The sequence below is a fragment of the Amycolatopsis orientalis genome, from assembly GCF_000943515.2.
In the GTDB taxonomy this organism is placed as follows: domain Bacteria; phylum Actinomycetota; class Actinomycetes; order Mycobacteriales; family Pseudonocardiaceae; genus Amycolatopsis; species Amycolatopsis orientalis.
The window spans coordinates 9,018,094-9,031,617 of record NZ_CP016174.1 but is presented as its reverse complement, the minus strand read 5'-3'; the positions used below and the strand labels follow the sequence as shown (position 1 = coordinate 9,031,617).

The following is a 13,524-nucleotide window of genomic DNA, read 5'->3' as shown; positions in this document are numbered from 1 at the left end:
ACAATTTGGGGCCTGTCCGGGTTTGCGCCCGGACAGGCCCCTGAGGTAGACAAAGTCCTCGTTGATTACTATAGACGACCCGCTATTTGCTGTAGTGGCGCAGGATGTCACGGTGTACCAACTCGCAGCGAACGATCCCCTGTTGAAGATCACGTAACAAGTAGCCGGCCGAAGCTGACGGTTCTGGACAGCCATTCTCCGCAGACCCTTGGCCGTTATCCATAGGTGCAGGCTTTAGCATATCAGTCCAAAGCGAGCAATCTGCTCGGCGTCGCGTTCGCGACCGGGTCGTCCCGCCAGCCAAGCAGCGAACGCGTCGAGCGCATCGGCATGGCCAGCGGTGATCGCGGCCCGATAAACTTGTTCGGTTTCTTTTTCACGACTGGGTTGTGTCGCCAGCCAAACCGCGAACGCGCAGAGCGCATCGGGGTGACCGGCGATGATGGCAGTCCGGTAAACCTGCTCGATCTCCTCTTCTCGACCGGGCTGCCTCGCGAGCCAGTGAGCGAACTCGCGGAGCGCGTAGAAAGGGCCGGTGGTGATAGCCCCCCGATAGGCCTGTTCAGTCTCTTCTTCGCGGCCGGGCTGGCTCTCTAGCCAACGAGCGAGCGCGAACAGCCCCTCCGGGTCGCCTTCGGTGATCATGTCCCGGTAGATCTGCTCAGTATCGCCTTTGCGGCCTGGTTGGGCAACCAGCCAGGCCGCAAAGTCGGCCCGCGCCGGACCGTGGCCGTCGGTGATCGCGTCCCGGTAGATCTGCTCGGTCTCTTCTTCGCGACCGGGCTGTCCTGCCATCCAAGCGGCGAAAGCGCGGAGCGCAAACGGAGAACCGGCGGTGATGGCCTCCCGGTAAGCCTGTTCGGTCTCTACTTCGCGACCGGGCTGTCCTGCGAGCCAGCGAGCGAACTCGAACAGCGTGTCGCGGTTGCCGCGGGCAATGCTGTCTCGATAGACCTGCTCGGTGTCGCTTCTGCGACCGGACTGGTCGTCCAGCCATTCAGCGAACGTGCGGGACGAGTTAGGGGAACCGACGGCGATGGCGTCCCGGAAGGCCTGCTCGGCCTGTTCTTCGCGACCGGGTTGTGTCGCGAGCCAACTAGCGAACGCGCGGGGCCCGTGGGGGTCACCGTCGGCGATGGCGTCCCGGAAGGCCTGTTCGGTCTCTATTTCGCGACCCGGTTGGCTCTCCAGCCAACGAGCGAGCGCGAACAGCCCCTCGGGGTGGCCGCCAGCAATCGCGTCCCGACAAACCTGCTCGGCGTCCCCTGCGCGACCGGGCTGACCGTCCAGCCAGCGAATGACCTCGAACAGCGCGTAGAAGTCTCCGGCGGCAATGGCATCCCGGTAGGCCTGCTCCGCTTCCTGTTCGTATCCTGGCCGCTCCGCGAACGACCGAGCGAGCTCGTACAGCGCGCCCGGGGTCCCTGCGGCTCGGTAAAGAACCTCGCCGTGTTGGAAACGTCCGCGGTTCATCGCGGCGCTGGCGAGGCTGCGGAGATCGCCGGTGGACGTGCAGTGCTGCCGGAGCGCACTCCAGACAGCGTCGATGACAGGCTGAGCCCGGCGGGCATGGCAGAGGTGCTGCTCGAGGTAGTCGGCCAGTTCGTAAGCCGCTTGCTCGGTTTTGGTGTCGTGGTGGTCGGCGCAGTCGAGCGGAATGAGAGCTTGGACGCCTTGAGTGGAGCGCAGGGGCTTTGTGGCGTGGGCGACCGCGGTATCGAACCAGCCTGGTGGCGGGCTGGCTAGGCCGCGTTCTTCCCGCCATAGGGCTGTGGCGATGGCGCGAAGCAAGGACGCGGACAGAGGACTGGTGTTGCCGAGACGACGCGCCTCACCAGCGGCGTCGAGCAGCCGCTGGTCCATGTAATTCGGCGCGGCGAGATAGTGCTGGAGGAGTTCATGGCTGCCGGCGAGGGTTGGGTGAACCCGATCCGATCGGGATTATCGAGTGCCGTCCCGAGGCGCTCATCGCCCGTGCGTACAGCTAGCTCGCGGGCTCTGTCGCGCTCGCTCGGGGAGAAGTCGCGGGGAATGTCGTGCCAGCGCACCCATTGGTTCGCGGAGACGAGTAGATCCCGGTTGTCGCTGAGGTGATCGGTGGACGTGGTGGCGTCGCGCAGCTTCTCCGGCCACAACGTCGCCACGATCACGAGAGGTTCTGAGTTTCGGTTCGTCCTGCGGTGGCGGTTGCCAGGGGCCACAAACAGGTCACGCAGTACGTCTAAAGAAAGTCCGGTCCCGTTGGGACCGAGAAAGGTTTGCAATTCGTTGAGCCAGAGCACACATCGCCGCCGGCGCAGCAAGCCGGATGTGGCTAAACCGCGAACCGCGGCGGCCGATCGAGGACGGATCACCACCCACCCAGGCCCGAGCGCGTGGACGGCCTCGAACAGTGACCGAGTTTTTCCGGTCGACGGCCCACCACGCAGAATGATCATTGCCGACAGGTCGCCGCAGGATGCAGCCGCGACGTCCGCGTGCAGCAGTGCATCATGATCCCGTGACGCGTACGCAGGTGGCGACGGGATGGTGTTCTGGAGGCCAGCGAGAACACGGTCGCGGCGGATCGCGGGGTGAACGGTTGCTTCGGCAGGGGTGAACTGCTCCATTTCCCACACCGTGCAGTTGGCCTCCGCGGCGGCGACCGACCACCCCGCCGTCGCCGGATCGGAAGCGAAGCGCCTGCTGAGTCGGTGCAGGCGCAGGGCCCCATCACGTTCGGCGTCGGTGACGGCGAGCGCGGCCAGCAGCGAAATAAGGATCCCCTCGCCACGCCGATGTCCGGGCTTGGTGATGTAGTTCTCGGCCGTTCCCCGGCTGCACGAGGCGATCTCTCCGAGTTGCTCGTAGGTCAGGCCCGCGCGGTCTTTAAACCCTTGAAGAAGCGTGCATAGCTGTTGAGCGGCGGCGAGGTCCGGCTGCACCATCACCGTAGCTTCCCATCCCGCCTTCTGAACCGAGCCCTGCACCTGTCCAGGGTTCATGCCGACACCTGCAACATCCGAACGAGTACCCGATCGGGACCTGGCTACTCAAGGAATTCGTCGCGGTCGTGTGCCTTTTTCGAGCTCCAGCACGCGTAGGGCGTGGGCGCTGGTGGTGATCGTGTTGCTGGCGCGGAGGCGGATGACCTGGGTGACGACCACCTGGGCAGCAGTGAGCGCCGCGGCGACCAGTGCCATGGTGACCACGCACCAGGCGGGTAGGGCAGATAGAAGCGTCGCGCCGCCGGCGGCGGAGGTGAGCAGTGCGATCGGTTTGGGGCCCATCGTCACCACCTTTCGTGTCATCGTCACCGCCGATTTGCCGGTGTGGCTCCACGATGACGGCCGTCCGCCACGCTGGTCAGCACATCCATCGCCCAGAGCGCCCTCGTAGGCGATGGATGTGCATCGGACCGAGCGGCAGCTGATGATGCATTCGTAGGCAGGTGCGGAATTCGCCTCTGACAGCGAGTGGGAAGCTGTGTTGATGGTGCAGCCAGGCCTCGTCGCCGCTCAGCAGCTCTGTACGCTCCTGACCGGTTTAAAGGATCGCGCCGGTCTGACTTACGAGAAGCTCGCCGAGCTGGCCTCGTGCAGTCGAGGGACGGCTCTGAACTACCTGACCAAACCCGGCCACTCCAGCAATGAACGCATCCTCAATTCCCTGCTGTCCGCACTCGGTGCCGACGATGACGAACGTGCCGAAGCCCTGCGCCTCCACCTGCTCGGCAGGCCTCACACTCCCGATCCGGCGGCGGTGGGGTGGAAGGCCGCTGCGGCGCAGGCCGACTGCACGGTGTGGGAGATGGGCCAGTTCACCCCGGCCGAAGCGACTGTTCACCCGGCGATCCTCCGTGGTCGAAGTTCCGTTGATCACCAGAATGTGAGCATCGTGCCGCCCGCGTATGTGCAGCGGGATTTTGACGCGCTGCTGAATGGCGATGTAGCTGCCGCAGCCACGGGTAACCTACGTGCCCTTATCGTGCTATGTGGCGGGCCGTCAACAGGAAAAACCCGGTCGTTATTCGAGGCTGTACACGCTCTCGGGCCCGGCTGGGCCGTGGTCCGCCCTCGATCAGCGGCGGCGCTTCGCGGCCTAGCCACCACCGGGCTACTAGGTCGGCGGCGATGCGTGCTGTGGCTAAACGAACTACAGACCTTCCTCGGCCACAATGGGACCGGGCTGTCGTTGGATGTGCTGCGTGACTTGTTCACAGGCACAAGTAACTACGATGTCAGGAGAGGGCAGAGCCCATACCCTTTGGTGATGGTGGCAACACTGTGGCCGGAGAAGCTCCGCGACGCCACAGCGCCTGGCGATCACCTCAGTGATAGCCGGGATCTCCTCGCATCGGCCAATCAATGGGTGAGGCGACACGACATTCCTCGCGACTTCTCCGCGCGTGAGCGCGACAGGGCTCGCGCCCTCGCCGCCAGTACCGACGATGACCGCCTCGCCGCAGCTATCGAGAATCGTGACCGTGTTGGTTTCACTCAAACCCTCGCTGGTGGCCAAGAGCTCCTCCAGCACTACCTCACCGCGCCGAACCGCATGGACCAGCTGCTGCTCGACGCTGCCGGCGACGCGCGCCGCCTCGGCCACGCCAGCCCTATGCCCGCCTCACTACTGCATACGATCGCCATTGCCCTCTGGCGGGAGGAACGCGGCCGGAGCAGCCCACCCCGAAACTGGTTCGACACCGCAGTTGCCCATGCCACGCAACCTCTGCGCTCCACCGAGGGGGTCCAAGCCCTCATTCCCCTTGACCACACAGACGACCAAGGCGCGACATCTAGGCAAACTACCTACGAACTGGCCGATTACCTCGAACAGCACCTCATCTACAGCCGTGTCGCACGGCCCGCCGCCGACGCAGTCTGGTACGCGCTACAGCAACACGCCACGTCCCCCAACGACGTCCTCAGAATCGCGGAAAAGGCGATAGCGCGCGGCCACTTCCGGCACGCCGAGGCGATCTATCGCGCCTCAGACACCTCAGACGCACTAATCGACCTAGCTAAGTGGCTCGAAGGGCGGCCAGGACGTGGACAGGATGCGGAGAAGGCCTACCGTGACGCCACCATCACGGGTCACCCCATGGCGTTTCGCGCATTCGCGGGATGGCTGGAGGAGCAGTCTGGTCGTGAGGCTGAGACTGAGCAGGTGTACCGGGACTTCATTGCCACTGGTCACCCCGAAGCGTCCCTCGCGTTCGCGCTGTGGCTGGCGCGACAGCCAGGTCGCGAAGCCGAGACCCGCCTGGTCTATCGGGACGCCATCGCGGCCGGTGACCCCGAGGCGCCTACCGCGTTCGCCAATTGGCTGGAGCAACAGCCGGGCCGTGAAGGTGAGACCGAGCAGGTGTACCGGGATGCCCTCCCTGCCGGTGATCACTTCACGCGCTCCATGTTTGCACTCTGGCTGACGAAGCAATCTGGCCGTGAAGCGGAGGCTGAGCAGGTATACCGGGACGCCATTGCCGCCGGTAACCCTGAGGCGTCCCTCGCGTTCGCTACGTGGCTGGCAGGTCAGCCCGGCCGCGAGGCCGATGCCGAGCGGGCTTACCGGGACGCCGTCGCCGGTGACGCCATGTTCGCGCTTCCTATGTTCATTGGCTGGCTGGGGACGCAGCCTGGCCGCGAAGCGGACGTCGAACAGGCTTACCGGGACGCCATTGCTGCCGGTGACCACGACATGTTGAGAATGTTCGCTATGTGGCTGTCGGGACAACCCGGCCGCGAGGTCGAGACCGAGCAGGTTCACCGAGACGCCGCCGCGGCTGGTCACCTCCATGCGCTTGCTACATACGTTGATTGGCTGGGGACGCAGCCTGGCCGCGAAGGTGACATTGAACTGATCTGCCGGGACGCCGTCGCCGCCGGCCATCCCGACGGACTCTCCGCCTTAGCGGGTTGGTTGAAGCAGCAGCCTGGCAGGGAAGACGAGACCGAACAGGCGTACCGGGACGCCATCGCTACGGGCCACCCCGAGCTGATCGTGGTGTTCGCGGCATGGCTGGAGGAGCAGCCTGGTCGGGAAGACGAGACCGAACAGGCGTACCGGGACGCCATCGCTACGGGCCACCCCATGGCGCTCGGTGCGTATGTGGACTGGCTGAAAAGACAACCTGGCCGCAGGCAGGACATGGAGCGGCTTGTCCGCTTCGGTCTGGACTGAAAAGTCGCTGGGCAGAAGTGAAGGATGCTCGGCTACCCCAGTCAATCGGCGCTGCGTCCAGCCTGGGCGAAGTCGCGACACGCTTAAGGGGCAATAAACGGGACCTCATTTGAGGTGTGGTCTATAGTCGTCTCAACTTTGAGGAGGCAGTTTGACCCACGCGCACGCCCTGCCGGACCCCCACGACCTCGACGCGTGGCGGGCCTGGGCTAACAGCCAGCTCGCCCCTCTCGACCTCACCGTCGACCTGCTGTACCGCGTTGTCGAGAACAGTCAGCGCAAGAAGGATGCGGCCAGCCCGGTAGCTCCGTTGCAGACACCGGGGCAGGACGGGTGGAGCGAGGCCGTCATCAGCTTCCGTGAACAGACCGGCTGGGGCTTTGACGAGGAGGACGGTCTCTCCCGCACCTGGCACCCTTCGCGCACCTTCTTTGTGGTGGTGCGTCCTGGAAGCGACGGCACTGGCCTGTTCGATCCCTCGCGGACGCCAAGTCCGAAGACGCGGCTGCGCACGGTTCTGCGGGATCTGATCGACGAGGTCCCGTACACGGCGCCGCTGTTCGACGTCACCGGGGACGGCCAGTCCAAGTTGTTGCCCGAGGAGCGGCCGCAGCTGTGGTTGTTCCTGTTCTCCTACCGCGACGGCCTGCTGTACGCGGAGCTGTCACGACCGTCGGAACGCATCGAGGACAAGATCACCAGGTATCACCAGCGGATCCCGCTTCCGCCGCTGCCGTACGAGCGGGCGGACACTAGTGTGATCGTCACCCCGGACGACGATCTGGACACTGGTCCGGATATCGACGTCCAGCCGATCTAATGCTCAGAAGCGGAGTTTTCGCGTGCCCGTCTCACCGTCACGCATCAAGTTGGCGCGCGCCCTGCGTGGACTGACGCTGGCCGAGCTGGGACGTCGGACGGGCCTGAGCCCCCAGACGATCAACCGCTGGGAGAAGGACCACCAGGAACCGACCCCGGAGTACCTCGACCGGCTGGCCGAGGCCGTGCGGTTGCCGGTCGAGTTCTTCACGCAACCCGAGATCGAACCGATCCCGGTCGACGCCGTGAGCTTCCGCGCCGTCACCAAGACCCCGGCGTTCCGGCGCGAGGCTGTGCTCGCGGCCGGCGCCATCGCCCGCGAGATCGCGACTTGGATCTCCGAGCGCTTCCGGCTGCCAGCCGCGGACGTCCCCTCGCTCAACCTGCCGCCCGAGGCGTCGCTGCACGATGTCGAAACGATCGCCTTGCGGGTCCGTGGCCAGTGGGACCTCGACCAGCGGCCGATCCCGAACATGGTGCACCTGCTCGAAGCCCGCGGTGTCCGCGTGTTCTCCCTGGTCCAGGAGGTTCGCGACGTCGATGCCTTCTCCTTCTATGCGGAGAATGAGCCGTTCGTTTTCATCGACACCGGCAAAACCGCCGAACGACAGCGGTTCGACGCGGCCCACGAACTCGGCCACCTCGTCATGCACCAAGGACCCGAACGCGTACAGAGCCGCGAAGCCGAACGCCAGGCCGACCGATTCGCCGCCGCCTTCCTCATGCCCAGAGCCGACGTCCTCGCCCACAACCTGCGCAACGCCAGCCCCGATCAGCTCATCGACGCCAGCCGCCGGTGGCGCGTATCGGCTATGGCGCTCGCTCACCGGCTCGGAGAACTCGGGCAGCTCACCGAGTGGGGCTACCGCAGCGTCTGCGTCGAGCTGGCCAAACGCGGCTACCGCCGCAGCGAACCCGGCAGCCAGCTCATCCCCGAGTCATCACAGATCCTCGAGAAGGTCTTCGCGCATCTACGCGCGAACGGCTCGGGCGTCAAAGCGATCATCGAGAGCACAAAACTCACCTCCGAAGAATTCAACCGGCACGTCTTCGGACTGGCGAAGACGATCAGCCTGGGAGGCTCCGAAGGGCTGGTCGTGGCAGCGCGGCCTCACCGCGCTCACCTGCAGCTGGTAGACGGTTAACGCCCACTGGCCGGAAAATCCACTGTGGACCGGAAAGGTCAGGACGAACCTGCTGCTCCGGACTGCGGACTCGCTGTGCGAGGGCAAGCTGCCCACTGCGCAGCGGATCACTGCCGATGGTCTGCGAAGGAGTCGCCCGCGGTTTCGGCCTCTCCTGTGTCTCTGCTCCAACGCCACACGGCGTGCAGGGTGGCGATGAGCGCCTCGTCATCGGCGTAGGTCGGGGTGTCCCCGGTCGGCAGCCAGGCATCGGCCGCCGGCGAGCTGGGTGGATCCGCTCGCGAGTTTTCGGGCGCCGGTGTTGGCCTGCTAGACGCCGGTGTTGAGCTGCCGGGCACCGGCGGCGGCGCGGAGCGAAAGAACTCGCCACGGGAGCGGGACAACTCCATGACGGAGTCATCAAGGTCGACGAAGGCACCCACCAGCTCGCCATCGAACTGGACAAGGGCCGCGACCAGGTACCCACCTACACCGACGCCGAACGCGCTCACCTCAAAACCGTCGCCGCCAACCCCAGCACCGCCACGACCGACCGCGCACCGATCGGCACCCTGGCACTGACCCTGTTCGCGGTCCTGGCGCTGTGGGCGCTGGCACTGGCCACCTACATCGTTACCCGAGCCGTTCCCGACGCGGTCCTCACCGCCCGCGAACCGACCTGGAAGATCATCCTCCGAGCCGCCATCCCCGGCGCCACCGCCGCCGCGCTGGCCGCGCTCGCCATCACCGCGATCGCCGTCCCCGTCCTGAAACTCGGTATCGCGGGCACTGTCGGCTTCCTGCTGATCGCGTTACTGGCCGCGTCCGCGTTCGTCGCACTCAATCAAGCGGCCACGGCGATCTTCGGCCGGGCCGGACGGCTCGCCTCCCTGGCCGTACTGGTCCTGGCCGGAGCGACCGGCATCGTCTCCACACTGCCCGGCCCGCTGTACGCCATCGCCGACTACCTGCCCACCCACGGCGCGGTCCTCGCGCTCCGCGCCGTGGTCACCGACGGCACCGGGCTGGCCACCGGCATCGCCCAGCTCGCCGCATGGCTACTCGTCGGCACCCTCGTCTCCATCCTCATCACCGACCGCCGCCGCTACCTATCCACCAAGAGCCACCCGTCCCCTGACGGCCTGACGGCGAATTCCGTTGTCCCACTTGACGACGCGGAAGTCGCGCCTCGTCGACGCTCGGCTCGTAGCCGCTTGCATCGAGCGTCCGGCGGGTTCAGGGCCCGGGCTCGTTGAGCAGGCGAGCTTCGAGGTATGAGGTCCGGTCATGAGCCGCACGTTGATTCCATTTGACGGCGGTTTCTGGCTCGATACCTGTGAAATGGGCGAGACGCGCGCTATTGCGCGCCGCGAGCCCGGCCAGCCCGTGGTCGGCCAGGCGGCGGGACAGTGCGTTGGCTGCGATCGGTCGCGAACCTGCGGCCCCGGCGAACAACAGGGGCGAGATTTGTGTCCTCAGGCCAAGCACTTCGTGAGGCGCGGGCGGCTCAGCGGCGAGGCGTTCCAGGAGTGCGGCCAGCCGAGGTGGGAGCGCGAGTCGATGATCGGCGAGCCGCAGGGAGGTACCGGTGGTCGTCGTGGTCACGTCGTCGTGGCACAGCCACACGATGGTGGTGATGGGAAGTCCATAGAGGAGGGTGAGGGCGCCTGCGACACGAAGCGCGAGCGGGAGGCCTTTCTCGTCAAGACCTCGGCGTAGCTGACGTAGGCGTTCGTCGTCGTCCTACTAACGTTCGATGTGGCTGTCGGCCTGGGCGGTAGCGGTGCTCGCGACCCTGTGCGGAAGGTTCGACTTACCTCCCCGAGTCCTATCAGCAAGCTTGTGATCTGCACAAACGCCCCACAGGCGGTCTGTTGTGATAGATGCAACTGGGCTCATTCTCGGCTTGTGTGACTACCGGCGATAGGTGACGTTCCGCTATCCGATCGACCAGGTGCGCGACCATTCTGCAGGTCCAAGCTGGCAGGAAATGCAGACGATAGTTGGCGTCATTCGAGCACGCAACGCCCAGGAGCATGCATCGTCGTCGGCAAAGACGGCGTCTTGGTTCGCCAACGGCTGCTGTGGCCAACTGCTCCGTCAGGGTGGTGCTGGGTTCGCGAGTGACTTCGCGAGTTCGGCCGGGTCAGACTGGTTGAGTGGATCGTCAGCACGGCGTCAGTAACAGTGTCTGCGGGTCTGTGACCGGAGTAGCAGTGCAAGCGGGCAGCATCGGGCAGGTCATCGTGGCCGCCTCCGATCAGGTCGACGTGCCGGTACCGCGGCAGTTGCCTGCCCCGGTGCGGGACTTCGTCGGCCGCGAGCACCACGTGGCTGCGCTCGATAGTGTGCTTCCGAACGAGACAACGGCCCACAGCACGGTCGTAGTCCTCGACGGAACCGGCGGGGTAGGCAAGACCTCCCTGGTCACCTACTGGGCGCACCGGGTCGAAGATCGGTTCCCCGACGGCACGCTGTTTGTGAACTTGCGGGGCTATGGGCCTAGTGCGCCGTTGGATCCCGTGGTCGTGCTGGGCGGCTTCGTGACGGCGTTTGGCGTGCCTCGGGATCAGGTCCCCGCCGATCTCGACGCCGCAGCCGGGTTGTTCCGATCGTTGCTGGCAGGCCGCCGGGTTCTGGTGGTGCTGGACAACGCTGCTTCAGCCGAGCAGGTGCGTCCGTTGCTGCCGACGACAGCCGGGTGTGCGGCGGTGCTGACCAGCCGCGACAGTCTCACCGACCTGTTCGTCTCCGAAGCAGCCCACCGGATCAGCCTCGACCTGTTCGGGTCCGCCGAGTCGCGGTGCTTGCTGCTGGCCGTGCTCGATCCAGCGCGCGTCGAGCTGGAGCCTGAGGCCACAGATGAGTTGATCCGGCTTTGCGCCGGGCTGCCGTTGGCCGTCCGGATTGCGGCCACCTGGGCCGCCGCACGCCCGCATTGGCAGATCGCCGATGTCGTCGACGAGATCAGGGAGGATCAGCTCGCCGACGACGGCACCAGCGGAAGGGTGGAGGAAGCGGTGCACCGGGTCCTCAGCTGGTCTTACGCCCACCTCACCGCCGGACATGCCCAGGTTTTCCGCTGGCTCGGGTTCCATCCGGGCACCGAATTCTCCGTGCTCGCGGTTGCCGCCTTGTGCGGGCTGAGGCGCCGTGAGACGTACCGGTGTTTGGAAGCGCTGGCCGAGTTACACCTGGTCGAACCGGTGGGTCGGCACCGGTATCGGATGCACGATCTGCTGCATGCCTACGCGCGCGCCCTCGCCCGCCTCGACCCTCCCGACGAACAGCACGCCACGCACCGGCGGGTTCTAACCTGGTACGCCTACGTCGCGCAGCTGGCCGACCGACTGCTCTATCCGGGATTTCCTTCCTTGGATGTCGAGATCGACCGGGTCGGCCCTGCACCGGGCTTCGGAGATCGTGCCCAGGCGCTGGTATGGCTCACTGCCGAACAGCCCATGCTGTACGCCGCCGCGCGGACTGCGCTCGAATGGGAGTTCTACGCCCCGGTGCTGGCTCTGGCGGCCACGTCACGTTTTTTGACGTATCTACCTCGCCCGCTGTGGGCTGTGCGGCTGGAGATCGAACGGCACGGTGTCGCTGCGGCCTGTGCCCTGGGCGACGCGGCGGCCGAGTTCTTCCTCGTGGAGTCGCGTAGTGAAACGCTGAGCCTGCTGCAGAGGTGGGACGAGGCCGAGGCCGGTTTCGCCAGCCTCGACACGCCACGCAATCCCCAGCGCTACACCGCCTTCATCGGCTTGGGTGGGGTCCACCTCAAGCAGGGGCGATTGCGGCGAGCCCGCGACTGCTATCAGCAGGCGCTGCCGCTGGCGCGCTCGCACGGCCTGGTGCGGACCCAGGCAGTCATCGAGGGCAACCTGGCCACCATCGCCATCAGGCTCGGTGAGTACGAGCCGGCGCTGGCTCACATCGATCGCGAACGCATTCTGCGGTACCAGGCCGGCGACCAGGTGGGCCACGCCCACAGCTTCTACCGCGCGGCGACCGCGCAGCTGGCTCAAGGCCGCCACGCCCCCGCGCTGGAGCTGGCCGAGCGGGCGCTGGCCGGCTACCGGACGACGCCCGGCGTCGACAAACTGGTCGCGCGGGCGTTGGAGCTGGCCGCGACCTGCCTCGACAACGTCGGCGACCTCGCCCGTGCCGCGGATTACCTGCAGCGCGCCACCACCCTGTACACCGACCTCGGTCTCCCTGCGGACGCCACCCGTGAGCGGTGGCGGGAGGTCACGGCCCGCGCCACCGCCCCGCCGGATGCCTAACCGTCGCCGTCGTTCCGGCAGGTCGGACAGTCCGGCCACGGCTGCTCCAGCCGCAGCGTGGTGTGACCGCCCGCCATCATCAGGTCCACGCCGTAGACCTGGTTGACCGCCAGTTCCGGCGCCCCGGTGATCAGGCTCTTCACCGCGTGCGCGGCGAGGACTCCGGCCATCGCGGCCGATACCGCGTCGGCCGCGTGCTCGCGCTTCATCGACGCTCCGGGCGCCCACGCGGTGCGCGGTGACACCACGGTGCGCCGGTGGTGCTCAGCGGCGCGAGCACAGTCGTAACACGGTCCCGAGCCCGGACGGAACACCCCGACGCTGACCCTCGGCCCGTCGTACCCGCTGTGTATCCAGGCCGTTCCGGTGGCGTGGCACGCCTGGTTGGTCCACGAGCGGATTTCGCCTGCCGAAGGCTGATCTGCGGACATCAGCAGCACGTCGCAGGTCACTGCCAGCGCCCGCAGCTGGTCCGGACCGTCGATGTGTTCCCTTGCTCCGGTCAGCTCCACGTGGGAGTTGTGCGGACGAAGCCGATCCAGCGCGGCCTCCACCTTGGGCCGGCCGAGGTCGTGCTCGGTGAACAGTCCCTGCCGGTCGAGGTTGGACAGCTCCACCACGTCCGCGTCCACACAGTGCAGCTGCCCCACTCCCGACATCGTCAGCAACCGCGCCGCCGTGCCGCCGGCGCCTCCGACACCGACGATGACGACCCGGGCCTGCCGCAGTCGCAACTGCGCATCCCAGCTGCCACGACCCGGTGTGAGATCCACCGATCGGTAGAAGGCGCGACTGCGGCTGTAGCGTTCCCGCTCCAGTTCGCTCAGTTCCGTCTCAGCGGCGTCCTCCAGGTGACCGGCGGCGTTCAGCTCGTCGATCGCTTCCCGCACCTCGCGGGGCGAACGTGCCGGGAAACGGTGGGCCAGCTCATCTACGATCTGGCCCACCGTCCGCGACCCGTCAAGCAGCGCCAGCAACGCCCAGACCGACCCGTCCGGATCACGCAATCCGCGCGCGATACGGGGCGCACCGCCGCCGATACGTACCAGTCCATTGTCATATCGCACCGGTCGGTGCTCGAACTTGATCCGCGGACGCCGCATGGCGCTCACCCTCCTTCCGCGCACTCAGTTGTT

At 66.4% G+C, this 13,524-nt stretch carries 8 protein-coding genes; 5 read left to right on the top strand and 3 right to left on the bottom strand.

Annotation, left to right across the window (positions count from 1 at the left end):
* Window positions 1–234: 234 nt before the first annotated feature.
* Together SD37_RS39615 and SD37_RS39610 are read right to left on the bottom strand one after the other, a co-directional pair.
* A complete protein-coding gene (locus SD37_RS39615; RefSeq protein WP_044855204.1) occupies window positions 235–1,863 on the bottom strand; it encodes a tetratricopeptide repeat protein in 1,629 nt (542 codons plus the stop codon).
* A gap of 1,169 nt (window positions 1,864–3,032) precedes the next feature.
* Entirely contained in the window at window positions 3,033–3,269 is a 237-nt protein-coding gene (locus SD37_RS39610; RefSeq protein ID WP_145926842.1) for a hypothetical protein, read from the bottom strand.
* Between the two features lie 202 nt (window positions 3,270–3,471).
* Between SD37_RS39610 and SD37_RS39600 the strand changes: the two genes are divergently transcribed.
* From SD37_RS39600 to SD37_RS39575, 5 genes are all read left to right on the top strand, one after another.
* Window positions 3,472–6,162 (top strand): helix-turn-helix domain-containing protein, encoded by a 2,691-nt coding sequence (locus SD37_RS39600; RefSeq protein WP_145926841.1) that lies wholly within the window; start codon window positions 3,472–3,474, stop codon window positions 6,160–6,162.
* Between the two features lie 151 nt (window positions 6,163–6,313).
* Window positions 6,314–6,982: a hypothetical protein gene (locus tag SD37_RS39595; RefSeq protein WP_044855200.1), complete on the top strand. Its 669-nt coding sequence runs from the start codon at window positions 6,314–6,316 to the stop codon at window positions 6,980–6,982.
* A 22-nt stretch (window positions 6,983–7,004) separates the two neighbouring features.
* Window positions 7,005–8,126 carry a helix-turn-helix domain-containing protein gene (locus tag SD37_RS39590; protein ID WP_044855199.1) on the top strand — a complete coding sequence of 374 codons (1,122 nt, stop codon included), beginning with the start codon at window positions 7,005–7,007 and terminating at the stop codon, window positions 8,124–8,126.
* Window positions 8,127–9,392: 1,266 nt separating this feature from the next.
* Complete coding sequence (locus SD37_RS39580; protein ID WP_044855196.1) at window positions 9,393–9,824, top strand: hypothetical protein; 432 nt, start codon at window positions 9,393–9,395, stop codon at window positions 9,822–9,824.
* 497 nt (window positions 9,825–10,321) lie between these two features.
* Window positions 10,322–12,388, top strand: coding sequence for an ATP-binding protein (locus tag SD37_RS39575; protein WP_052675106.1), 2,067 nt, complete (start codon window positions 10,322–10,324; stop codon window positions 12,386–12,388).
* Here SD37_RS39575 and SD37_RS39570 read toward each other — a convergent pair.
* The gene (locus SD37_RS39570; protein WP_044855195.1) at window positions 12,385–13,491 is read right to left on the bottom strand and encodes a ThiF family adenylyltransferase; all 1,107 of its coding nucleotides are present in this window, start codon (window positions 13,489–13,491) and stop codon (window positions 12,385–12,387) included. The genes SD37_RS39575 and SD37_RS39570 overlap by 4 nt on opposite strands.
* Window positions 13,492–13,524 lie beyond the last annotated feature (33 nt).

Excerpts from the sequence above, each read along its gene's own strand:
- SD37_RS39580 (WP_044855196.1), top strand. The coding sequence starts at position 9,393 with ATGAGCCGCACGTTGATTCCATTTGACGGCGGTTTCTGGCTCGATACC.
- SD37_RS39615 (WP_044855204.1), bottom strand. The coding sequence starts at position 1,863 with ATGGACCAGCGGCTGCTCGACGCCGCTGGTGAGGCGCGTCGTCTCGGC.
- SD37_RS39600 (WP_145926841.1), top strand. The coding sequence starts at position 3,472 with ATGGTGCAGCCAGGCCTCGTCGCCGCTCAGCAGCTCTGTACGCTCCTG.
- SD37_RS39570 (WP_044855195.1), bottom strand. The coding sequence starts at position 13,491 with ATGCGGCGTCCGCGGATCAAGTTCGAGCACCGACCGGTGCGATATGAC.
- SD37_RS39610 (WP_145926842.1), bottom strand. The coding sequence starts at position 3,269 with ATGGGCCCCAAACCGATCGCACTGCTCACCTCCGCCGCCGGCGGCGCG.